Source organism: Goekera deserti (assembly GCF_010685995.1).
GTDB classification, from domain to species: Bacteria; Actinomycetota; Actinomycetes; order Mycobacteriales; family Geodermatophilaceae; genus Goekera; species Goekera deserti.
On record NZ_JAAGWK010000022.1, the window covers coordinates 114,301 to 135,680 of the forward strand.

Here is a 21,380-nt window from a genome sequence, read left to right on the forward strand (position 1 = left end):
CGGACGGTGTCGATGGCTCCCGACGTACGCCCCTTCCGGTTCGCGGTCCAGGCCTACCGCCCGCCGTCCGGCGCGGCCTGGCGCGAGCTCGCCCGCCAGGTCGAGGGCCTGGGCTACTCGGCGCTGCACACCTCCGACCACTACCTGGGCCCCGGTGCGGTGTCCGAGCAGACCGGGCACCGCCCGGTCACCCTCGCGCCGGTGCCGGCGATGGCGGTGGCCGCGGAGGTCACCAGCACGCTGCGGATCGGCTGCCGGATGTTCTGCGTCGGCTACCACCACGCCTACGTGCTGGCCAAGGAGGTCGCCACGCTCGCCGAGCTCTCCGGCGGGCGCACCGAGGTCGGGCTGGGGGCCGGCTGGCTGGCTGCCGAGTACGCCGCCATGGGCATCCCCTTCCCGCCCGCCGGTGAGCGGATCGCGCACCTGGCGGAGTTCGTGGACCTGCTGCGGGACTTCCTCGCCGGCCGGCCGGCCGACACCCGGGGCGCGCACGTGCACGCCACGGACATGAGCCCGCTGCCGCTGCTGCCGTCGCCCCCGCCGATCATGATCGGCGGGGGCGCGCCGCGGGTGCTCCGGCTGGCCGGCTCGGTGGCCGACATCGTGAGCGTCAACTTCGACAACCGGTCCGGGGTGATCGGCGCCGCCAGCATCGCCGGCTCCGGGCACGAGGAGACGCTGCGCAAGACGGGGTGGGTGCTCGAGGGCGCTGCCGGCCGCCCGGCCCTGCCGGAGCTGGAGGTCGGGGTCTACTTCCTGGCCGTCGACGGCGGGGGCACCACCGAGGCCGAGCTGTCCGCGCAGACCGGGCTGGCCGGCGAGCAGTTGCGCTCGTTCCCGCACGCCCTGGTCGGCTCGGTCGACGCCGTCTGTGCCGAGCTGGAACGCCGCCGTGAGGTCTACGGCTTCTCCTACGTCACCGTCGGTGACCGCTCGGTGGAGGCCTTCGCGCCGGTGGTGGAGCGGCTCACCGGCCGGTGAGCCTGCCGCCGACCGCGGGCAACGGGACCGCGCGCAGGGGGTTCCGCTGTGTCGCTCTTACTGTAGTCTGCCACCAGAAACACAGGTGATGCAGCCCACAGGGGCGCCAACCGGGAGGTGCTCGTGGAACCAGTCGGGGCCGTCGCGACCAGGACCGACCGTGCGCCGTCCGTGGAGGGTCTCGACGCGGCGTCGCTGCTCGACCTGCACCGGCGGATGGTGCGCATCCGGGTCTTCGAGACCGAGGCCGGCCGGCTGATGGAGAGCGGCGACCTGCCCGGCTTCCTGCACCTGTACGTGGGGCAGGAGGCGGTCGCGGCCGGCGCGCTGGCCACCCTCACCGACGCCGACCAGATCACCTCCACCCACCGCGGGCACGGGCACGCGGTCGCCAAGGGCGCCGGCTTCCGGAAGATGTTCGCCGAGCTGTTCGGCCGGGTCGACGGCTACTGCCACGGCCGGGGCGGCAGCATGCACATCAACGACCTGTCGATCGGCATGCTCGGCGCCAACGGCATCGTCGGCGCCGGGCTGCCCATCGCGGTGGGCGCCGCCTTCGCCGCCCGCTACCGCGGCGACGGCTCGATCGCGATGACCTTCTTCGGCGACGGAGCCAGCAACATCGGCGCCTTCCACGAGGCCGCCAACATGGCCGCCGTCCTGCAGCTGCCGGTCGTCTTCGTCTGCGAGAACAACGGCTACGCCGAGTTCACCGCCCAGGCGCGGCACATGCGCCTGGACGACGTCGCCGACCGCGCGGCCGCCTACGGCATGCCCAGCGAGGTGTGCGACGGGATGGACGCCGTGGCCGTGCGGCAGGCGTGCCGGCGCGCGGTCGACCGGGCCCGGGCGGGGGAGGGGCCGTCGCTGGTGGAGGCGAAGACCTACCGGTACTACGACCACCAGGGCGTGAAGGGTCTCCGCAAGCCCTACCGCACCCAGGAGGAGATCGACGCCTGGAAGGCGCGCGACGCCATCGAGCTGCTCGAGGCCCGGGCCGCCGCGGACGGCGTCGTCGACGCGGCGGAGTTCGCGCGCGTGTGGGAGGAGACCCGGGCCGACGCCGTGGACGCCATCGCCTTCGCCCGGGCCAGCCCGCTGCCCGACCCGGCGACGCTCACCCGCGACGTCTACACCGACTGAGTCGAGAGGACCGGCATGGCCGTGCGCGAGCTGACCTACGTGAAGGCCTACACCGAGGCCCTGCACCAGCTCATGGGGGCCGACGACGACGTCTTCGTCGTCGGGGAGGACGTGGCCGGCTACGGCGGGGTCTTCCACATGTACGACGGGCTGCTGGCCGCCTACGGCGAGCGGCGGATGATCGACACCCCGATCTCCGAGACCGCGATCGTGGGGCTCGGGGTCGGTGCCGCGGCCCGCGGGCTGCGCCCGGTCGTGGACATCATGTTCATGGACTTCCTCGCCGTCTGCCTGGACCAGCTGGTCAACCAGGCGGCCAAGATGAAGTTCATGTTCGGCGGTGAGGTGCGGGTGCCCATGGTGCTCACCGTGGCCGCCGGCGCGGGCCTGTCCGCCGGGGCCCAGCACAGCCAGAGCCTGGAGGCGTGGCTGGCGCACACCCCGGGTCTGAAGGTGGCCATGCCGTCCTCGGCGCACGACGTCAAGGGCCTGATGGTCACCGCGGTCCGGGACGACAACCCGGTCGTGATGATGCTCAACAAGAAGCTGCTCGGCGCGAAGGGCGCGGTGCCCGAAGAGCTGTACGAGGTGCCGTTCGGGCAGGCGGCGGTGCTGCGCGAGGGCACCGACGTCACCGTGGTGGCGCTGGGCCGGATGGTCGTGGAGGCCACCGCCGCGGCCGGGACGCTGGCCGCCGAGGGCATCTCGGTGGAGGTGGTCGACCCGCGCACCGTGCAGCCGCTGGACACCGCGACCATCGCCGAGTCCGCCCGCCGCACGCACCGGGTGGTCGTCGTGCACGAGGCGGTGACCTTCGGCGGGCTGGGCGCGGAGATCGCCGCGCAGGTCACCGACGCCGCCTTCGACCACCTGGACGCACCCGTCCTGCGGGTCGGGGCGCCGTTCGCGCCGGTGCCGTTCAGCCCGGCGCTGGAGAACGCCTACCTGCCCGACCGCACGCGGATCGCCGAGGCGTGCCGGCAGATCACGAAGCGGAGCTGAGCCGTGGCCCAGCAGGTCCTGCTGCCCAAGCTGGGGCTGACGATGGAGGAGGGCACCATCGTCGAGTGGGTGGCCCGCCCCGGCGACCAGGTGCGCACCGGCGACGTGCTGCTGCGCCTGGGCACCGACAAGGTCGACGCCGACGTGGAGGCCGAGGGGGAGGGCCGCTTCCAGCCGGTGGTCGACGAGGGCGCGACCCTGGCGCCCGGGGCGCTGATCGCCTGGCTGCTCGACGGCGACGAGCAGCCGCCCGGCGCCGCGCCCGCCCCGGCCGCCGGGCGGGCCCCCGAGCCGGTCCCTGAGCCGATCCTCGCGTCCGGCGCGGTCGCACCCGGCCGGCCGGAGCCCGGTGGGCGGCTGCTCGCCTCGCCGAACGCGCGCCGGGTCGCCGCCGAGCTGGGCGTCGACCTGACCACGCTGCGCGGCACCGGGCCGGGCGGGCGGATCGTGTCCGAGGACGTCGCAGACGCCGTCGTCGCGGCCCGCGTGCCCGCACCGACCGCGGACCGCCCCTCCCCGCGGCCGGTCGACGGCGGCGGGGTGGGCTCCCCGCTGGTGCGCCGGCACGCCGCGAGCTCCGGGGTGGACCTGGGCTCGGTGCGCGGCTCCGGGCTGGGCGGGCGGATCCGCCGGGCCGACGTGCTGGCCGCCGCGGGCCCCCCGCCGGCAGCGCCGGTACCGGCCCCCGAGGCGCCCCCCGCGCAGCCGGCCGCAGGGCCCGTGCCCGGCACGGTGCTGCCGCTGACCGGGATGCGTGGCGCGATCGCCCGCAGCATGCACGCCAGCCTGCAGGAGATGGCCCAGCTGACCCTGGGCCACGAGGCCGACGTCGGTGGCCTGCTGGCGCTGCGCGAGCAGCTCACCCGCGAGTGGGACGGCACCGGGCTGCGGGTGCCGACGGTCACCGACTTCGTCGTCCGGGCGGCCGCGCAGGCGCTGCCCGAGCACCCGGTGCTCAACGCGAGCGTGCGCGCGGACGGGATCCACCTGCACGAGCAGGTGCACGTGGGGATCGCCGTGGCCGTGCCCGGCGGGCTGCTCGTCCCGGTGCTGCGCGACGCCGACCGGCGCGGGATGGTCGACCTCGCCGGGCAGACCCGGGAGCTGGCCGTGGCCGCCCGGGCGGGCCGGCTGACGGCGGCGCAGCTGGAGGGCGCCACCTTCGTCGTCACGTCGCTGGGCTCCTACGGCGTGGACTTCTTCACCCCGGTGGTCAACCCGGGCACCACCGGCATCCTCGGCGTCGGCCGGGTCCGGGACGGCGTCCGGTGGGAGGGGGAGGTGCCGCGCCGCACGTCGGTGCTGACCCTGAGCCTGTCCTTCGACCACCGGGCCGTGGACGGCGCGCCGGCCGCGGAGTTCCTGCGCACGGTCAGCGGCCTGCTCGCCCGCCCGCACCTGCTGCTGGCCGGCTGACCGTGACCACCACACCGCTGGAGCCGGCCCTGTTCGCCTCGCTCGACCCGCCGCGGCTGGCCGGCAGCCGGTGCGCCGACTGCGGCACGGTCACCTTCCCGGCCGCCACCTCCTGCCCGCGGTGCACCGGGCAGCAGGTGCTGGCCCACGTGCTGCCCGACCGGGGCACGGTGTGGAGCTGGACGGTGCAGCGCTTCTGCCCCAAGCCGCCCTACCTGCCGCCGGACGGCGGCTTCCGCCCGTTCGCGGTCGGCTACGTCGACCTGGGCGAGGTGCTCGTGGAGGCGCGCCTGGTCGCCGAGCCGGAGCAGCTGAGCATCGGCGCGCCCGTGCGGCTGGTGCTGGAACCCGCCGTCGGCGTCGACGGCGCCCCCGCCGTGGGGCACGCCTTCGCACCCGTGGCGGAGGGGGCATGAGGGCCGACGACGTCGCCGTCGTCGGCGGGGGGCTGCACGCCTTCGGCCGGCACGAGGGCCGCACCGGGCTGGACATGGCCGAGGTCGCGGTGCGCGCCGCCCTCGACGACGCCGGGGTGCGCTGGGCCGACGTCGACCTCGCCGTCGGCGGCAGCAACGTCTCGGGCAAGCCCGACTCGCTGGTCGCCCGGCTCGGGCTCACCGGCCTGCCGTTCACCACGGTGCGCAACGGGTGCGCCACCGGCGGGGTGGCGCTGGCCACGGCGGTGAGCGCGCTGCAGTCGCGGCGCGCCGAGCTGGTGGTCGTGCTCGGCTTCGACGCCCACGAGCGCGGCGCCTTCGCCGCCGACCCGGCCGCCTACGGCCTCGGCGAGTGGTACGCGAGCAGCGGGCTGATGGTCACCACCCAGTACTTCGCGATGCGCACGCGGCGCTACCAGCACGAGCACGGGGTCTCCGACCTGGCGCTGGCCCGGATCGCCTCCCGGGCGTTCCGCAACGGCGCCGCCCACCCCACGGCGTGGCGGCGCACCCCGTGGACGGAGGAGGAGGTGCTGGCCTCCGCGCCGGTGAACGACCCGCTGACCACGTACATGTTCTGCCAGCCCAGCCAGGGTGCCGTGGCGCTGGTCCTGGCCCGCGGTGACCGGGCCGCCGACCTGTGCCCGCGGCCCGTCCGGCTGGCCTCGGTGACCCAGCGGACCCGCCGCTTCGGCTCCTTCGAGGTCTTCTCCCCGGGGCTGGCACCCGACCCGTGGCACAGCCCGAGCGTCGACGCCGCTGCGGCGGCCTTCGCCGAGGCCGGCGTCGCACCCGCCGACGTGCAGGTCGCGCAGGTGCAGGACACCGACAGCGGCTCGGAGCTCGTGCACCTGGCCGAGACCGGGCTGTGCGCGCACGGGGCGCAGGAGCAGCTGCTCGCCGACGGCGCCACCGACGTCGACGGGGTGCTGCCGGTGAACACCGACGGCGGGTGCCTGGCCAACGGGGAGCCGGTCGGGGCCTCGGGGCTGCGGCAGGTGCACGAGGTGGTCCGGCAGCTGCAGGGCCGGGCCGCGGGGGCGCAGGTGCCCGGCGGCCCGCGCGTCGGCTTCACCCACGTGTACGGCGCCCCCGGCATCTCGGCCTGCGCCGTGCTGACGGCGGACGCTCCGTGAGCGCGCCGGACCTGGCTGCCTGGCGGGCGGAGGTGCGCGCCTGGCTGGCCGCGACGGTGCCCCCGCGCGACCCGGCGGCCGCGCAGGGCCCGCCGGACCTCGCGGTGTTCCGCAACGTGTCCGACGAGCAGGAGCGGCAGCTGCTGGACGCCGTCCGCGCCTACCGGCGGGCCCGCTACGACGCCGGCTACGGCGCCCTCACGCTGCCCGTCGAGCAGGGCGGGGCGGGTCTGCCGGCGTCCTTCGCGATGGCCATGGCGCAGGAGGAGGCGGCCGTCGCCGTGCCGCCGTCCACCGAGCTGATCAGCGTCACCACCGGTCTGGTGGGGCCCGCGGTGGCGATGTTCGGCACCGCGGAGCAGCGCCGCACCCACGCCGAGCGGTTCCTGCGCACCGACCTGCTGGCCTGCCAGCTGTTCAGCGAGCCGGGCGCCGGCTCCGACCTGGCCGCGCTGGCCTGCCGTGCCGTCGCCGACGGCGAGGAGTGGGTGGTCGACGGGCAGAAGGTGTGGACCTCCGGGGCCCGGCACGCCGACCACGGGCTGCTGCTGGCCCGCACCGACCCCGACGTGCCCAAGCACCGGGGCATCACCGCGTTCCTGCTGCCGATGGACAGCCCCGGCGTCGACGTCCGCCCGATCCGGCAGATGAGCGGCGGGTCCTCGTTCAACGAGGTGTTCCTGTCCGGCGTGCGCATCCCGGACGCGCTGCGGATCGGCGGGGTGGGCGAGGGCTGGCGGGTGGCGACGGCGACGCTGGCCTTCGAGCGGACCGCGTCCGGCTCGGGCACCCGGCGCAAGGGCGGCACCGTGGACGACGTCCTCACCGTGGCCCGGGCCACCGGCGCCGCCGCCGACCCGGTCACCCGGCAGGCGCTGGCCGACCTCTACGTGCGCACCGCGCTGCGGGTGGCGACGGCGCAGCGGGTGGCCCGGGCCGCGGCCGCCGGCGTCTCGCCCGGGCCGGGCGCCTCGATCGGCAAGCTGCTGGCCTCGGACCTGCTCGTGCGCACCGGGGAGCTCGCCGCGGACCTGCTCGGCCCGCAGGTCACCGCGGACACCGGCGTGCCCGGCACCTTCGGCTGGACCGAGCACCTGCTCGGCGCACCCGGCTACCGGCTGGCCGGCGGCACCGACCAGGTCCAGCGGACGATCATCGCCGAGCGGGTCCTGGGCCTGCCCGCCGAGCCGCGGGTGGACCGCGACCGGCCCTGGTCGGCCTCCGACCGAGGCTGACCGGTCGGCCCCCGACCGCGGGTGAACCGCCGGCCTCCGACCGCGGGTGAACCGCCGGCCTCCGACCGCGGGTGACCCGCCGGCGCCGGCCGGGTGGTCACCAGCCCAGCAGCTGGGCCAGCCGTTCCCGGTGGTGGGCCGCGCCGCCCAGCAGGACGGCGTCGGCGCGGGCGCGCCGGAAGTACAGGTGGGCGTCGTGCTCCCAGGTGAAACCGATCCCGCCGTGCAGCTGGACGTTCTCGGCGCTGACGGTCCGGTAGGCCTCCGAGCACCAGGCCTGGGCGACGGCGGCCGCCTCGGCCATCGCGTCGGGCGACCCCTCGGCGTCCAGGGCGCGGGTGACCGCGGAGCGGCAGCTCTCGACCAGCACGAGCAGGTCGGCGCAGGTGTGCTTGAGCGCCTGGAAGCTGCCGATCGGCCGGCCGAACTGGCGGCGCTCCCCGAGGTACGCGACGCTCGCCTCCAGGCAGGCCGCCGCGCCGCCCAGCTGCTCGGCGGCCAGCGCCACCCCGGCCACGTCCAGCGCCGGGACGACGGCGGCACCGGCCGTCCCGCCGCTGGTCAGCCGGGTCGCCGGGGCGCCGGTGAGGGTGACGGCGGCCGACGGGCGGGACAGGTCGAGGCTGTCCAGCGGCACCGTGTCGACGCCCGGCCCGGCCTCCACGGCGTACAGGTCGACGCCCTCGGCCGAGCGGGCGGCCACCACCAGCAGCTGGGCGCCCCCCGCGCCGGGCACCACGGGCAGCACGCCGCGCACGGTGCCGCCGACAGCGGTGAGCTCGACGGCGGCCGGGTCCCAGACACCCCGGGGGCCGGTCACCCCGAGCGCGGCGACCGTGCCGTCGGCCACCCGGGTCACCAGCGCGTCGGCGCCGGCCGCGGCGAGCACCTGACCGGCGAGCACCGTGGAGGTCAGGAACGGCACCGGGAGCAGCGCGCGGCCCAGCTCCTCGCAGACCGTGGTCAGCTCGGCCAGGCCCCCGCCCCCGCCGGCCCGCTCGGGCAGGCACAGCCCGGCCAGCCCGACCTGCCGGCCGAGGACGTCCCACAGCGCGGGGTCCCAGCCGGGGCCGCCGGCCGGCAGGGCGCGCACGGCGGCCGGGCCCCCGGCGTCCCGGCAGACCTCCCGGACGGCGTCGCGCAGGTCGGCCAGCTCGGCGGCCCGGTCGGTGTCCAGCACGGTCACGGCGCGGCCTGCGCCCGGTCCTGAGCCCTGTCCTGCGCCCTCTCCTCCGCCGTGTCCTGCAGCGCCGCGTGCGCCGCCGCGAGCCGGGCGACCGGCACCCGCTGCGGGGAGCAGGACACGTAGTCCAGCCCGAGCGCGGCCAGCCGGCCGACGGAGACCGCGTCGCCCCCGTGCTCGCCGCAGAGGCCGAGCTTGATGTCCGGTCGGACCGCGCGGGCCTTCTGCACCGCGATCGCCACCAGCGCGCCGACGCCGTCGGCGTCGAACTCGGCGAACGGGCTGGCCGTCAGCAGGCCCTCGCCGACGTAGTGCGCCAGCAGCCGGCTCTCGACGTCGTCCCGGGAGAAGCCGAAGGTCATCTGGGTGAGGTCGTTGGTGCCGAAGGAGAGGAAGTCGGCGTGCTCGGCGAGCCGGTCGGCGAGCAGCGCGGCCCGGGGCGTCTCGACCATGCTGCCCACCTGGTACGGCACCCGGACGCCGGTCGTCCGCTCCACCCGGTCGGCGGCCCGGCGCACCTGGCCGATGGCGAGCTCCAGCTCCTGCGGGATGGACACCATCGGCACCATCACCTCCAGCCGCGGGCGGGTGCCCGCGGCGGCCACGGTCACCCACGCGGAGAACAGCGCCTCCGCCTGCGCGGCGTAGAGGTCGTCCTCGAGCAGCGCCAGCCGCACCCCGCGCAGCCCGAGCATGGGGTTGACCTCGCGGAGCTGGGCGGCGCGGCGGGCGTGGGCAGGGTCGGCGTAGACCTCGTCGTGCGGCAGGAACTCGTGCAGCGGTGCGTCGAGCAGCCGCACGGTCACCGGCCGGTCGCCGGTCACCTGCAGCAGCGCGGTGAAGTCGGCCTGCTGGGCCGCGGTGAGCGCGTCCAGGGCCAGCCGGTGGGCGTCCTCGTCGGGCGCCAGCAGGAACCGCCGGACCACGGGCAGCCGGTCGCCCAGGAACTGGTGCTCGGTGCGGCACAGCCCGATGCCCTCCGCGCCCAGGCGCAGTGCGGCCTCGGCCTCGGCCGCGTTGTCGGCGTTGGCCCGCACCCCCAGCGTCCGTTCCGCGTCGGCCCAGGACAGCAGGGTGTCGAGCTCGGCGGACGGTTCGGCCGGGCGGACGTCCAGCTCGCCCAGGTAGACGGTGCCGGCGCGCCCGTCGACGGTGACCCGCTCGCCCTCCCGGACGGTGTGCCCGTGCGCGGTGACGGTGCCGGCGTCCCGGTCGATGCACAGCTCGGCCACCCCGCACACGGCCGGTGTTCCGGTGCCCCGGGCGACGACGGCCGCGTGCGAGGCCAGCCCGCCGGCGGAGGTCACCACGGCGGCGCTGGCCACCAGCGCGGGCACGTCCGCCGGGGTCGTCTCGGTGGAGACCAGGACGACCGGCACCCCGTCGCCGCTCAGCTCCAGCGCCCGCTCGGCACTCAGCGCGACCACGCCGGACGCGGCACCGGGGGAGGCGGCCAGGCCCCGCGCCAGCTCCCTCTCCGCACCGGTGAGCCGCAGCTGGGCGTGCAGCAGCTCCTGCACCGCCGCGGGCCGGACGGCGCGCACCGCGGTGGCGCGGTCGATCGTGCCCGCCGTCGCCAGGTCGACCGCCAGGCGCAGCCCGGCGCGGGCGCCGGGGTGCGGGAGCGCGGCGGCCGACAGCAGTGCCAGCTTGCCGTCCCGCAGCTCGAAGGTGACCGTGGCGACGGCCCGCAGGTGGTTCTCCAGGGTGGCCAGCGCGTGCCGGAGCAGGTCGGTGCCCTCGGGCAGGGCCGACAGCGGCTCCCCCTCGCCGGACGTGGACCGGCGGCTGACCCCGCGGTGGAAGGTGCCGTGCGGCCGCGGTGCACCGGTGCCGGGGTCGCGGCTGCTCGCGGTGCCGTGCCCGGACCGCTCCCACGGGCCGACGTGCAGGGCCTGCACGTGCAGGGCCAGGCCGAGGTCGTCCGGCAGGCCCTGCGCGCGGCGGGCGCGCCGCCCGCGCGGGGAGTCCCAGCGGTGCAGCAGGGCCCGGGCAGCCAGTGCCAGCTGCTCGGCCGGGTCGTCGGGGAAGGGCGCGCTGCCGGTGCGGGCGACGAGGTCCAGCAGCGCGGGGGCCCGGTCGCCGTCGGCGGTGTCGGTCAGCACGTCGTCGACGTCGTCGGCGTCCACGTCCAGGGCGTCGACCGCGACGACGGCGAGCACCGTCGTCCAGACGTCGTGCAGCTGGTGCTCGCGCCCGATAAGCTCCGCCAGGGCGCGGGCGTTGGCCGGGCAGACGCCCAGCGCGGGCAGGTCGGGGGGCACGCCGGTGGCCGCGACCGGTGTGCTGGGGACCAGGCGGAGCAGCAGCGGGCGGTCGGTCGAGCCCACCCTGCGGCCGGTGAGCTCCTCCACGAGGTCCACCGCCTCGCGGGCGAGCGCCGGGTCGGTGAGCTGTCGTGCCCGGCTGACCGGGACCGTGATGCCGACGACGGTGGGCAGCCCCAGGGAGACCAGCCGGTCCATCTGCTCGCCGTGGACGCCCAGCTCCTCCGCGCCGAGGCCACGGCCGCGGCCCTGCCCGTACGGGACCAGGCTGCTGATCACCGACGGTGCCCCGGCCAGGGTCGGCATCAGACCTTCTGGCCGGCCACGAGCGCGGCCTCGAGCTGCTCGTCCTCCGCCCGGCTGATGCCCAGCAGCAGCAGCAGCTCCTGGTGCAGGTGCATCCACACCGTGTGGTACGAGCGGGTCAGCGGCGAGGTCAGTGCCGACGGGTTGCCCTCGTCGAGCTGCGCCAGCGCCGCGCCGAGGTCCGCCCGGTAGTGCTCGAGCCCCGGGTGCACGTCGGCCATCCGGCGCAGGATGCGGCCCACGGCCGCGTCCACGTCGTCCAGCCGGTCGCGGACCCCGGCGTCGTAGGCGGCGTCGCGGTGGTCGTTGGGGGAGCCGTCGGGCCGGATCTGCCAGGCCGAGCACACCTCCCGCAACTCGTGGTTGACCGGCAGGAACCGCTCGAACAGCGGCCGCAGGGCCGCCTCCTCCGGGCCCCCGGCCGGCAGCCGGGTGAGCTCGGCGGCGGTGGCGGCGCCCACGGCGGTGGGCATCACCAGCGGGCCCTTGACCATCGCGAGCCCGGCGTCGACGAGCGCCTGCTGGGCGGCGGACAGCTGGCCCCGGTGCATCCCCTGCACCACCAGCCCGACCAGGGCCTGCCGGGTCGGCTCGTCGAGGGAGGGGGAGACGGAGGTGTGCGTCATGCCGGCTGTTCCTGTCGCTGTCGGGGACCGTGTGACCCACGCCATGCTCACAGTTAGCGGAGACGACGTCAAGAAAGCAACGCGGTGCGCTCGACGGGCTGGATCGATGGCTTTATGGTCAGCGCACCAAGAAACACCCCGGGAGTGGGAGGTGCGCCGTGAGGGTGGCTGGGGCGTCGCGGCCGACCACGTGCGCGCCGGGGCGGGCCGCGGTGCCCCCGGACGCCGGCCGCGCCCAGGTCGAGCGGGTCCTCGGGCTGTGGACCGCGCCGGTCCCCGCCGACGACGCCCTCGCCGAGGCCGCGTTCGCGGCGTGCTGGTGGGACCCCGTGTCGATCAACGGTGAACCGCTGGGCACCGGGGACGTGGTGGCCCGGGCGCGGGCGCTCCAGCAGGCGCTGCAGTGGCCCACCATCCGGGTCCTGTCGGTGATCGGCGACGGTCCCCGGACGGCCGTCGCCTACCGGCTGCGCGGGCGGCAGGTGGGCACGCTGGAGACGTCCGTCGGGCCGGTCGCCCCGACCGGCGGGGTGGTCGAGCTGCGCACCGTGCAGATCTGGACGGTGGCCCGCGGCCGGGTCCGCGAGGTGTGGTCGGCCGCGGACGAGCTGGGTGCGCTGTACGCCGTCGACGGTGTCCGGGTGCCGTCCCAGCCCCCGCTCGTCGTGCCCGCGGACCACCGCCCCTGGGAGCACGCCGAGAGCGAGGGCCTGCACTCCTGAGAGCTGCCCGGCCGGGTGGGTCGATGCCGGTCGCGGCCTCAGCCGGCCACCTGCGGGTTGACCTCGGGGGCCTCCACGGCCTCGTCGCCCAGGCCCCAGCGCTCCAGCGTCTCGGTGTACGAGCCGTCGGTGAAGGCGTGCTGCAGCCCCGCCTCGACGGCGTCCACCAGCCCGGTGCCCTTGAGCACGGTCGCCGCCACGTAGGTCGTGTTCGGCCAGCCGGCGTTCACCGTGCCCACCACCTCGACCTGGCCCTTGCTGGCCTGGTACACCGCGTTGGGGTTCGGCCCCAGGTAGGCGTCGACCCGGCCGGACTGGACGGCCAGCAGCGCGTCGGCGGCACTGGCGTAGTACTCCAGGGTCGCCGGAGACCGGCCGTCGGACTCCGCCTGGGCGTTCCAGTCGAGCAGGATGCGCTCCTGGTTGGTGCCCGAGCCGACCGCGATCCGCAGCCCGGTGACGTCGTCCGGGCCGGCGATGGTCAGGTCGCTGCCGGTCGCGGCGGTGAACGCCATGATCCCCTGCCGGTAGGTGGCGAAGTCGAACAGCTCCAGCCGTGCGGCGTTGACGCCGACGTTGCTGAACACCGCCTCGACGTCGCCGCTCTGCAGCGACAGCGGCCACTGCTCCCAGGAGATGTTGCGCAGGTCGAGCTCCAGGCCGAGCGACTCGGCGACCAGCGAGGCCACGTCGACCTCGCTGCCCACCACGGTGGCGTTGTCGTCGGCGAGGAAGGCCAGCGGCGGCTCACCCGTGCCGACGACGCCGACGGTGAGCTCCCCGTCCTCGGCGACGTCGGCCGGCAGCAGCGCCACCGCGTCGTCGGACTCGGTGGTGGAGGCGCGGTCGGCCTGCTCGGGGCTGGTGTCGACCTGCACCACGGCCGCACCGGACGACGACGCAGCGGCCTCGGCCTCGATGTCGGCCGAGCTGGTGCAGGCCGAGAGCAGCAGCGCGGCGGCCAGGCTGAGGACGGCAGGGGTGCGGGCGGCGGGCGACGTGCGGTTCACGGGCGCTCCTGTGGTCGGGTGGGTGGCGTCAGCTGGCCGGGAGGCCGGGCGGGTTGGTCTCCGAGCGGGCGATCGACTCGCTCGACAGCCCCCAGCGCTCGACCACCTGCGCGTAGCTGCCGTCGTCGACGGCGTGGTTGATCGCGGCGGTCATCGCCGGGGCCAGGCCGTTGCCCCGCGCGGTGGCGGCGGCGATCTGCGCGGTGAGCGGCCAGCCGCCGTTGACGGTGCCGACCACCTCGAACTCCGCGGGCGCGGTCGCGGCCTTGTAGGCGGCGGTCGCGTTCGGGCCGAAGGTCAGGTCCAGCCGCCCCGACTGCAGCGCCAGGGTGGTGTCGCCGTCGTTCTCGAAGTACTGGACGTCGACCGGGTCCAGCCCCGCCGCCCGGTTCTGCTCGTCCCAGGCCAGCAGGATCTTCTCCTGGTTGGTGCCCGAGCCGACCGCGATGCGCAGCCCGGCGACGTCGGCCGGCCCGTCGACGGTGATCCCGGAGCCGGCGGTGGACAGGAAGCCCAGCTCGTCGACGCGGTAGGAGGAGAAGTCGAACAGCTGCTTGCGCTCCTCGGTGACCGTGACGTTGGCGATCGTCGCCTCCACCGCGCCGGAGGAGGTGGCCAGCGGCCAGTTCGACCAGTCGGTGGTGACCAGCTCCAGGTCCAGCCCGAGGCCGTCGGCGATCAGCTGGGCGATGTCCGCCTCGTTGCCGATGACGGTGCGGTTGTCGTCGGCCAGGAAGCTCAGCGGTGCGGTGAAGGCACCGACGGCCACGGTGAGCACGCCGTCCTCGGCGACGGCGGGCGGCAGCAGGGCGAGCGCCTCGTCGCTGGTCGTGGTGCGCACCCGCTCCTGGTCGGGGCTGGTGTCGACGACGAGGGCGCCGGGCGCGGCGTCGCCGGAGGCTGCGCTCTCCTCGATGTCGGCGGAGCTGGTGCAGCCGGCCAGCAGCACGGCGGCGACCAGCGGGACGGCGGACAGGACGGTGCGGGGGCGGTTCACGGGGGTCCTCTCGGGGCGTGTGGGATCGACGGACAGGCGTGCGGGATCGACGGACGTCGCGGATGCGCCGTCCGGTACGGCCCCGCTGCAGGGCCCCGCGGCGTGCGGAGCGCGTGTCGCGGGGGGCAGCGGGGTCCTTGCTCAGAGGACGCGGGCGAGGAAGGCCTTCGTCCGTTCGTGCCGGGGGGCGTCGAGCACCTGCTCGGGCGGACCGGTCTCGACGATGCGGCCGGAGTCCATGAACACCACCCGGTCGGCGGCCCGGCGGGCGAAGCCGATCTCGTGGGTGACGACGATCATGGTGGTGCCGCTGCTGGCGAGGTCCTCGATGACGCCGAGCACCTCACCGACCAGCTCGGGGTCCAGCGCCGACGTCGGCTCGTCGAACAGCAGCACCGCCGGCCGCATCGCCAGGGCGCGGGCGATCGCCACCCGCTGCTGCTGCCCGCCGGACAGCTGCCGCGGGTAGGCGCCCTCCCGGCCGGCCAGGCCGACCCGGGCCAGCAGGGCGCGGGCCTCCTCCTCCACCTCGCGCCGTGGCCGGCCCTGCGCCGAGACCGGGGCCTCGACCACGTTGTCCAGCGCGGTGAGGTGCGGGAAGAGGTTGAAGGACTGGAAGACGAACCCGAACCGGGTGCGCTGGCGCAGCAGGTCCTTCTCCTGCAGCTCGTGCAGCTTCTCGCCCTTGCGCCGGTAGCCGACGAGCTCGCCGTCCAGGGCGACGAAACCGCGGTCCACCTTCTCCAGGTGGTTGATGCTGCGCAGCAGCGTCGACTTGCCCGACCCCGACGGCCCGAGGACGACGGTCACCGTGCCCGGCTCGACGACCAGGTCGATGCCGGACAGCACCTCGACCCCGGCATAGGACTTGTGCACGCCGTGCACCTCGACCCGCCCGGGCGGGGTGGCGACGGCGGTCACCGGACGCCCCCGCGGACGGCGGCCACCCGGGAGATGCCGGCGGTGAGGTTGCCGCGCAGCCGTTGCAGCGGGGTGGGCGGCAGGGTGCGCACCGCGCCGCGGGCGTAGTACCGCTCCACGTAGTACTGCAGGATCGTCACCACGGTGGTGAGCACGACGTACCAGACCGCGGCGACCACGAGCATCGGCAGCACGCGTTGGGTGCGGCCGTAGATCACGCTGACGGTGTAGAAGAGCTCGCCGAGGGCCAGCACGTAGACGATCGACGTGCCCTTGAACAGGCCGATCACCTCGTTGACCGCGGTGGGCACGATGGTGCGCATCGCCTGCGGCAACACGATCCGGGTGGTCTGCCGGCGGCGCGGGATGCCCAGGGACGCCGCGGCCTCCAGCTGGCCCTGGTCGACCGAGAGGATGCCGGCCCGGACGATCTCGGCGGAGTACGCCGCCTGGTGCAGACCCAGGCCGAGGACGGCGGCGCCGAACTTGTCGATCAGGGACAGCGTGTCGACGGAGGCGAAGCCCGGCCCGAACGGGATGCCGATCTCCAGCGTGCGGTACAGGTAGGCGAGGTTGTACCAGAGCAGCAGCTGCAGGATGAGCGGCACCGAGCGGAACACCCAGGTGTAGCCCCAGCTGACCGCCTGCAGCAGCGGCGAGCGGGACAGTCGCATCAGGGCGAGCACCGTGCCGAGGGCGAAGCCGAGCACCGCGGTGATCAGCGTCAGCTGGATGGTGGTGAGCACGCCGCGGACGATCGACTCCTCGGTGAGGTAGGCGCCGACGACGTCCCACTCCCACCGCGGGTTGGTGACCAGCGAGTTGACCACCATCGCCAGCAGGACGGCGACCACCGCGGTGGCCGCCCACCGGCCCGGGTGCCGCGCGGGCACCACGCGCAGCTGGTCGTAGGGCGTGCCGGGCGGGGGCGCCGCGGTGGCGGCGTCCGGCTGCGCGAGGGTCGTCACGAGGGGTCTCCCAGGGTCTTCTCGAACGCGTACAGCCGGGCGGCGACGGGCAGGGCGCGCAGCGTGGGGGTGTCGGTCGGCCGCGGTACGGCGGGGTCGAACAGCGGTGTCCACCCGGCCGACAGGTAGAGCGCGACGGCCTCGGGCTGCCGCGGGCCGGTGGTGAGCACCATCCGGGCGTGGCCGGCCGCGGCGGCCCGGGTCTCCAGCTCGGTCAGCACGCGGCGGGCCAGGCCGCGGCGGCGGTGGGCCGCGGCGGTCCACATCCGCTTGACCTCGGCGGTGCCGGGGTCGGCGTGCCGCCGGAAGGCGCCACCGGCGACCGGGACGCCGCCCTCGGTCAGCAGCACCAGCTCGCCGTCGGGGGGCAGGAACTCCGTGGCCGGGTACCGGGTGAGCTCCTCGGCGGCGCCGCCGAACAGGTCGCCGTAGCGGGCGTCGTACTCGGCGGTCAGTGCCGCGAACAGGGGCGCGGCCAGGGGATCGTCGGGGTGCACCCGGACGACGTGCAGGGCGGGGTACGGGGACGTCACGGGACGCCTCCGGGGGAGGTGGGCATGCGGGATCGACTCCAGGCAGGGGTGTGCTGAGGGGGGCGTCTGAGCGGTGGCCGTGACGGCCGGGTCAGGTCAGGTCAGCGACAGAGCGCGCTGTCGGTCCGCAGCAGGTCGACGGTGGGCCGCCCGACGAGGGGTGCGGTGGCGCGGCGCACGCTCGGCTCTCCCACGGGTCCCTCCCTGCTCGGCTGGCTTGCGGTACGCGGGCGCGCTCCGCCAGGTCGTCACCCGGGGCACCCCGTCACAGCGGAGGGTTGCCGGCCAGCGAGCCGGGGCTGGATGCTGGCACTCGAGACCTGGCGGGGACCCTAGGACGCGATCCCGTTTCCCGTCAAACCCGATCGACTTGGTAGACATACCCTGCAGGTGGGAATCCCCGGGGACCCGACGGGGGTTGCCGGTGTGAGCGTCCACACGAGGGGGAGGTGTCCCGTGCTCGAGCAGTTCCTGAGGTCCCGGCGGCACGTCGACCTGCTCCGCACGTCCAGCGCGCAGTGTCCCGGGCGGAGCGCCCCGACCCGCTGACCCCGCTCGCCCCCCCCGGAGACCCCGTGCCCCACCGCTGCTCCCCGCCCACCCTCGTCGTCGTCGGCGCCGGCCCCACCGCCGTCGGGGTGCTGGAACGACTGGTCGCCAACGCGCCCGAGTTCTCCGGCACCGAACGCCTGCAGGTGCACCTGGTCGACCCGCACCCGCCCGGCGGCGGCCGCGTGTGGCGCAGCGCCCAGTCCGCGCTGCTGTGGGCCAACTCCCTGGCCGCCGACGTGACCGTGCTGCCCGACCGGTCGGTCACCGTGGCCGGCCCGGTCGGGGAGGGCACCACGCTGTGGCAGTGGGTGGAGCGGGTCGCCCGTGCGCTGCCCGCGGACGACCCGGTCGGCACCGAGGCGCGCCGGCTCACGCCCACCGGCTTCCCCTCCCGCCCGCTGGTGAGCGCCTACCTGGGCTGGGTGCTGGCCACGGTCACCGACGTTGCCCGGCCGTGGGCCGACGTGCACCTGCACGCCACCCGGGTCGAGGACGTCCGGCTCGGCCCGGACGGCGGCGGCACCGTGACCCTGGCCGACGGCGTGGTGCTGGAGGCGGACGCGGTGCTGCTGGCCCAGGGCCACCTGGACGCGCACCCCACCGCCGGCGAGCGGGCGCTGACCACCCGCGCCACCGCACGCGGGCTGACCTACGTGCCGCCCGGCTACACCGCCGACCTCGACCTGAGCGCCCTGCAGCCGGGGGAGGACGTGCTGGTGCGCGGGATCGGGCTGGCGTTCGTCGACCTGATGGTGCTGCTCACCGGCGCCCGCGGAGGCCGGTTCGTGCCGGACGGCGACGGGCTGCGCTACCTGCCGTCGGGCCGGGAGCCGGTGCTATACGTCGGCTCCCGCCGCGGGGTGCCCTACCGGTCCAAGCTCGGCTACATGTGGCCGGGCCCGCCGGTGGCGCCGCGGTTCCTCACCCCGGCCGGGGTGGACGCCGCGTTCGGCCGCACCCGGCGCCTGGACCTGCGCACCGACCTGGCGCCGCTGATCGAGCGCGAGCTGGGCTGGGCGCACTACACCGAGCTGTTCCGCGCCCACCCCGAGCGCACCACCGGCACGTGGGAGGACGTCGCCGCGGCCTACGTCGACGGCGTCGAGGACCTTCCCGACGTCATCGCGGCCGCCGTGCCCGACCCGGCCGACCGCTTCGACCTGCCCACCCGGGACCGCCCGCTGGCCGGACGCCGCTTCGGCAGCGACGCGGAGCTGCAGGAGGCGGTGCGCGCGCACGTCCGGGCCGACCTCGCCCGCGCCGCCGACCCCGCGTACAGCGCGGACGCCGCGGTGTTCACCGCGCTGCTGATCTGCCACGGCACGCTGGCCGGGCTCATGCGCGCCGGCCGGCTCACCGCCCGCTCGGAGGCCGAGGACCTGCCCGGCTGGTGGATGAACCTGTTCAGCTACCTGGCCAGCGGCCCGCCCGCTCCCCGGCTCGCCGAGCTGGTGGCGCTGTCCGAGGCCGGCGTCGTCCGGTTCCTGGGTGCCGACACCGAGATCTCGCTGGACGACGAGGCCGGGGTGTTCCGGGCCCGCTCCGCCTCGGTGGGCACGGTGACCGAGGCCCGGGCGCTGGTGGAGGCCCGCGTCCCGGCCCCGGACGTGGCGAGCACGCCCGACCCGCTGCTGAGCAGCATGCTGCTGCGCGGGTCGGCGGCGGAGAAGGTGCTGCACGAGGCCGGGCTCACCCACGGCACCGGCCGGCTGCACGTCGATGCCGCGCACCGCGTGGTCGACGCCACCGGCCGGCCGCAGCAGCGACTGTTCGCCGCCGGGTTCTGGACCTCCGGGGGCCAGGTCGCCGCCTTCGCCCGGCCGCGCACCGACGCACCGTTCTTCCACCAGAACGACGCGCTGGCCCGCACCCTGTGGCACGAGCTCACCCCGGAACGCCCGGTCGCCGTGAAGCCGGTCGCCGTGGAGGTGGCCTCGTGAGCGCCTTCACCGAGGCCTGGCATCGCTGGCACGAGGAGAAGGACGCCGCGCTCGCCGACCCGCACGGCTTCCTCGCCGTCACCGCTCTGCACTGGCTGACCGACCGGCCGCAGCGCCTGCCCGGTGCACCCGGCACCTGGTCCACCGGCCCGGACGGGCCGGTGGTGGTGCTCGACCCGGACGACGACCTGGTCCTGGACGGCGTCCGACTGACCGGCCGGCACGCGTTCGGGCCGATCCCCGAGCGCGGCGGGGTCACCGCCGTCTCCGGCGACACCCATGTGGAGGTCGCCCGCCGCGGCGGGCACGACATCGTCCGGCCCCGGCACCCCGACCACCCGCTGCGGGTGCAGTTCCACGGCACCCCCGCGTACGCACCCGACCCCCGCTGGGTGCTGGCCGGTCGGTACCGCGCCTTCAACGCGCCCCGGCCCACCACGGTCGGCGCCGCGGTGGAGGGCCTGGAGCACGTCTACGACGCCCCGGGCGAGATCTCCTTCACCCTCGACGGCCGGGAGCACACGCTGACCGCGTTCGAGGGCCGGGCCCCGGGCAGCCTGCAGGTGCTGTTCACCGACGCCACCGCCGGGGTCACCACCTACGGTGCGGTCCGCTCGCTGGCGGTCGCCCCGCCGGACGCCGACGGCGCCGTCGTCCTGGACCTCAATCGGGCCACGAACCTGCCGTGCGCCTACACCGACCTCGCCACCTGCCCGCTGCCGCCCGCGGAGAACCGGCTCCCGGTCGCCGTCGAGGCCGGCGAGCGGATCCCGTACGAGAGGCAGCCCGCCCGTGTCTGACACCCCGCTCCTGCACCTGGCCGTGGCGCTGGACGGCGCCGGCTGGCACCCGGCCGCCTGGCGCGAGCCGGACGCCCGGCCCGCCGACCTGCTCACCGCGGGCTACTGGGTCGACCTGGTGACCGAGGCCCAGCGCGGCCTGCTCGACCTGGTGACCATCGAGGACGCGCTGGCCCTGCAGTCCACCGACCGCTGGGGGCCCGACGACCGCACCGACCAGGTGCGCGGCCGGCTCGACGCCGTCCAGGTGGCCGCCCGGGTCGCCCCGGTCACCGCCGGGATCGGGCTGGTGCCCACCGCCGTCGTCACGCACACCGAGCCCTTCCACCTGTCCAAGGCCATCGCCACCCTGGACTACGTGAGCACGGGCCGGGCCGGGCTGCGGGTGAGGGTGGCCGGCAGCCGGGCCGAGGCCGCGCACGTCGGCCGCCGCGACCTGCCCGACGTGCGCTCCGTCGACCCCCGGGACCCGGCCGTGGCCGCGCTGTCGCGCGAGCTCTTCGACGAGGCCACCGACTGGGTCGAGGTGCTGCGCCGGCTCTGGGACAGCTGGGAGGACGACGCCGAGATCCGCGACGTCGCCACCGGCCGCTTCGTGGACCGGCACAAGCTGCACCGGGTGGACTTCACCGGCCGGCACTTCTCCGTCGCCGGGCCGTCGATCACCCCGCGGCCGCCGCAGGGCCAGCCGATCGTGGCCGCGCTGGCCCACCACGCCGTCCCGTACGAGTTCGTGGGCCGCAACGCCGACCTGGGGTTCGTCACCCCGCGCGACGCCGAGCACGCCGCGGCCGTCGTCACCGAGATCCGGGCCGCGCAGGCCGCGGCCGGCCGGCAGGACGAGACGGTGCACGTGTTCGGCGACCTCGTCGTGTTCCTCGACGACGACGCCGCCACCGCCCGGGCCCGACGCGACCGGTTGGACGACACCGCCGGCGCCGAGTACACCAGCGACGCCCGGGTGTTCACCGGGACGCACGTGCAGCTGGCCGACCTGCTCACCGAGTGGGCGGCGGCCGGCCTCACCGGGTTCCGGCTGCGCCCGGCGACCCTGCCGCACGACCTGCGCCAGGTGACCGGCGGCCTGGTGCCGGAGCTGCAGCGCCGCGGGCTGTTCCGCCGCGCCTACGAGGCCAGCACGCTGCGCGGCCTGCTCGGGCTGCCGCGCCCCGCCAACCGCTACGCGACCGTCTGAGGAGTGC

At 76.0% G+C, this 21,380-nt stretch carries 19 protein-coding genes and 1 riboswitch; of the genes, 11 read left to right on the plus strand and 8 right to left on the minus strand.

Translation table 11 applies throughout. From position 1 onward, the window contains the following. The first annotated feature begins 12 nt into the window (after positions 1–12). The 7 genes from G1H19_RS15800 to G1H19_RS15830 all read left to right on the plus strand — a co-directional run bounded on the left by G1H19_RS15800 (position 13) and on the right by G1H19_RS15830 (position 7,353). Positions 13–984: a TIGR03621 family F420-dependent LLM class oxidoreductase gene (locus tag G1H19_RS15800; RefSeq protein WP_152727379.1), complete on the plus strand. Its 972-nt coding sequence runs from the start codon at positions 13–15 to the stop codon at positions 982–984. A gap of 171 nt (positions 985–1,155) precedes the next feature. Beyond that, on the plus strand, positions 1,156–2,127 hold the full coding sequence (locus G1H19_RS15805; RefSeq protein WP_204282688.1) for a thiamine pyrophosphate-dependent dehydrogenase E1 component subunit alpha: 972 nt from the start codon (positions 1,156–1,158) through the stop codon (positions 2,125–2,127). 15 nt (positions 2,128–2,142) lie between these two features. Then, entirely contained in the window at positions 2,143–3,129 is a 987-nt protein-coding gene (locus G1H19_RS15810) for an alpha-ketoacid dehydrogenase subunit beta (protein WP_152727380.1), read from the plus strand. A 3-nt stretch (positions 3,130–3,132) separates the two neighbouring features. After that, on the plus strand, positions 3,133–4,545 hold the full coding sequence (locus G1H19_RS15815; RefSeq protein ID WP_162392348.1) for a 2-oxo acid dehydrogenase subunit E2: 1,413 nt from the start codon (positions 3,133–3,135) through the stop codon (positions 4,543–4,545). 2 nt (positions 4,546–4,547) lie between these two features. After that, positions 4,548–4,961: a Zn-ribbon domain-containing OB-fold protein gene (locus G1H19_RS15820; protein WP_174278069.1), complete on the plus strand. Its 414-nt coding sequence runs from the start codon at positions 4,548–4,550 to the stop codon at positions 4,959–4,961. Continuing rightward, the gene (locus tag G1H19_RS15825; protein ID WP_152727381.1) at positions 4,958–6,118 is read left to right on the plus strand and encodes a thiolase family protein; all 1,161 of its coding nucleotides are present in this window, start codon (positions 4,958–4,960) and stop codon (positions 6,116–6,118) included. Before G1H19_RS15820 ends, G1H19_RS15825 begins: the two co-directional genes overlap by 4 nt. Next, entirely contained in the window at positions 6,115–7,353 is a 1,239-nt protein-coding gene (locus G1H19_RS15830) for an acyl-CoA dehydrogenase family protein (protein WP_162392347.1), read from the plus strand. The genes G1H19_RS15825 and G1H19_RS15830 overlap by 4 nt, the downstream gene beginning before the upstream one ends. Positions 7,354–7,450: 97 nt before the next feature. On the opposite strand, the gene G1H19_RS15835 is transcribed toward G1H19_RS15830, so the two are convergent. Genes G1H19_RS15835 through G1H19_RS15845 form a run of 3 tightly spaced genes read right to left on the minus strand, consistent with a single transcriptional unit; the run spans position 7,451 to position 11,735 of the window. Then, positions 7,451–8,539 carry an acyl-CoA dehydrogenase family protein gene (locus G1H19_RS15835; protein ID WP_162392346.1) on the minus strand — a complete coding sequence of 363 codons (1,089 nt, stop codon included), beginning with the start codon at positions 8,537–8,539 and terminating at the stop codon, positions 7,451–7,453. After that, complete coding sequence (locus G1H19_RS15840; RefSeq protein ID WP_152727382.1) at positions 8,536–11,109, minus strand: putative PEP-binding protein; 2,574 nt, start codon at positions 11,107–11,109, stop codon at positions 8,536–8,538. The genes G1H19_RS15835 and G1H19_RS15840 overlap by 4 nt, the downstream gene beginning before the upstream one ends. Then, the gene (locus G1H19_RS15845) at positions 11,109–11,735 is read right to left on the minus strand and encodes a hypothetical protein (protein WP_152727383.1); all 627 of its coding nucleotides are present in this window, start codon (positions 11,733–11,735) and stop codon (positions 11,109–11,111) included. Before G1H19_RS15845 ends, G1H19_RS15840 begins: the two co-directional genes overlap by 1 nt. A gap of 158 nt (positions 11,736–11,893) precedes the next feature. Here G1H19_RS15845 and G1H19_RS15850 point away from each other — a divergent pair, with 158 nt between their 5' ends. Beyond that, complete coding sequence (locus G1H19_RS15850; protein WP_235927930.1) at positions 11,894–12,457, plus strand: ester cyclase; 564 nt, start codon at positions 11,894–11,896, stop codon at positions 12,455–12,457. A 38-nt stretch (positions 12,458–12,495) separates the two neighbouring features. Here G1H19_RS15850 and G1H19_RS15855 read toward each other — a convergent pair whose 3' ends face one another. From G1H19_RS15855 to G1H19_RS15875, 5 genes are all read right to left on the minus strand, one after another. Next, a complete protein-coding gene (locus tag G1H19_RS15855; protein WP_162392345.1) occupies positions 12,496–13,467 on the minus strand; it encodes an ABC transporter substrate-binding protein in 972 nt (323 codons plus the stop codon). A 28-nt stretch (positions 13,468–13,495) separates the two neighbouring features. Beyond that, positions 13,496–14,464 carry an ABC transporter substrate-binding protein gene (locus G1H19_RS15860; RefSeq protein ID WP_162392344.1) on the minus strand — a complete coding sequence of 323 codons (969 nt, stop codon included), beginning with the start codon at positions 14,462–14,464 and terminating at the stop codon, positions 13,496–13,498. A gap of 141 nt (positions 14,465–14,605) precedes the next feature. Continuing rightward, a complete protein-coding gene (locus G1H19_RS15865) occupies positions 14,606–15,385 on the minus strand; it encodes an amino acid ABC transporter ATP-binding protein (RefSeq protein ID WP_162392343.1) in 780 nt (259 codons plus the stop codon). Then, positions 15,382–16,353, minus strand: a complete 972-nt coding sequence (locus G1H19_RS15870) for an amino acid ABC transporter permease (RefSeq protein WP_162392342.1) — start codon at positions 16,351–16,353, stop codon at positions 15,382–15,384. Before G1H19_RS15870 ends, G1H19_RS15865 begins: the two co-directional genes overlap by 4 nt. Next, positions 16,350–16,886: a GNAT family N-acetyltransferase gene (locus G1H19_RS15875; RefSeq protein ID WP_174278068.1), complete on the minus strand. Its 537-nt coding sequence runs from the start codon at positions 16,884–16,886 to the stop codon at positions 16,350–16,352. Before G1H19_RS15875 ends, G1H19_RS15870 begins: the two co-directional genes overlap by 4 nt. A gap of 208 nt (positions 16,887–17,094) precedes the next feature. Further along, positions 17,095–17,207, minus strand: a riboswitch (SAM riboswitch). Between the two features lie 254 nt (positions 17,208–17,461). On the opposite strand from G1H19_RS15875, the gene G1H19_RS15880 reads away from it, so the two are divergent. Genes G1H19_RS15880 through G1H19_RS15890 form a run of 3 tightly spaced genes read left to right on the plus strand, consistent with a single transcriptional unit; the run spans position 17,462 to position 21,373 of the window. Next, positions 17,462–19,378: an FAD/NAD(P)-binding protein gene (locus G1H19_RS15880; protein WP_162392341.1), complete on the plus strand. Its 1,917-nt coding sequence runs from the start codon at positions 17,462–17,464 to the stop codon at positions 19,376–19,378. After that, positions 19,375–20,178 (plus strand): DUF1684 domain-containing protein, encoded by an 804-nt coding sequence (locus G1H19_RS24635; protein ID WP_162392340.1) that lies wholly within the window; start codon positions 19,375–19,377, stop codon positions 20,176–20,178. Before G1H19_RS15880 ends, G1H19_RS24635 begins: the two co-directional genes overlap by 4 nt. Beyond that, positions 20,171–21,373, plus strand: a complete 1,203-nt coding sequence (locus tag G1H19_RS15890; RefSeq protein WP_162392339.1) for an LLM class flavin-dependent oxidoreductase — start codon at positions 20,171–20,173, stop codon at positions 21,371–21,373. The genes G1H19_RS24635 and G1H19_RS15890 overlap by 8 nt, the downstream gene beginning before the upstream one ends. Positions 21,374–21,380: the final 7 nt, after the last annotated feature.

Excerpts from the sequence above, each read along its gene's own strand:
- G1H19_RS15810 (WP_152727380.1), top strand. The coding sequence starts at position 2,143 with ATGGCCGTGCGCGAGCTGACCTACGTGAAGGCCTACACCGAGGCCCTG.
- G1H19_RS15840 (WP_152727382.1), bottom strand. The coding sequence starts at position 11,109 with ATGCCGACCCTGGCCGGGGCACCGTCGGTGATCAGCAGCCTGGTCCCG.
- G1H19_RS15845 (WP_152727383.1), bottom strand. The coding sequence starts at position 11,735 with ATGACGCACACCTCCGTCTCCCCCTCCCTCGACGAGCCGACCCGGCAG.
- G1H19_RS15825 (WP_152727381.1), top strand. The coding sequence starts at position 4,958 with ATGAGGGCCGACGACGTCGCCGTCGTCGGCGGGGGGCTGCACGCCTTC.
- G1H19_RS15800 (WP_152727379.1), top strand. The coding sequence starts at position 13 with ATGGCTCCCGACGTACGCCCCTTCCGGTTCGCGGTCCAGGCCTACCGC.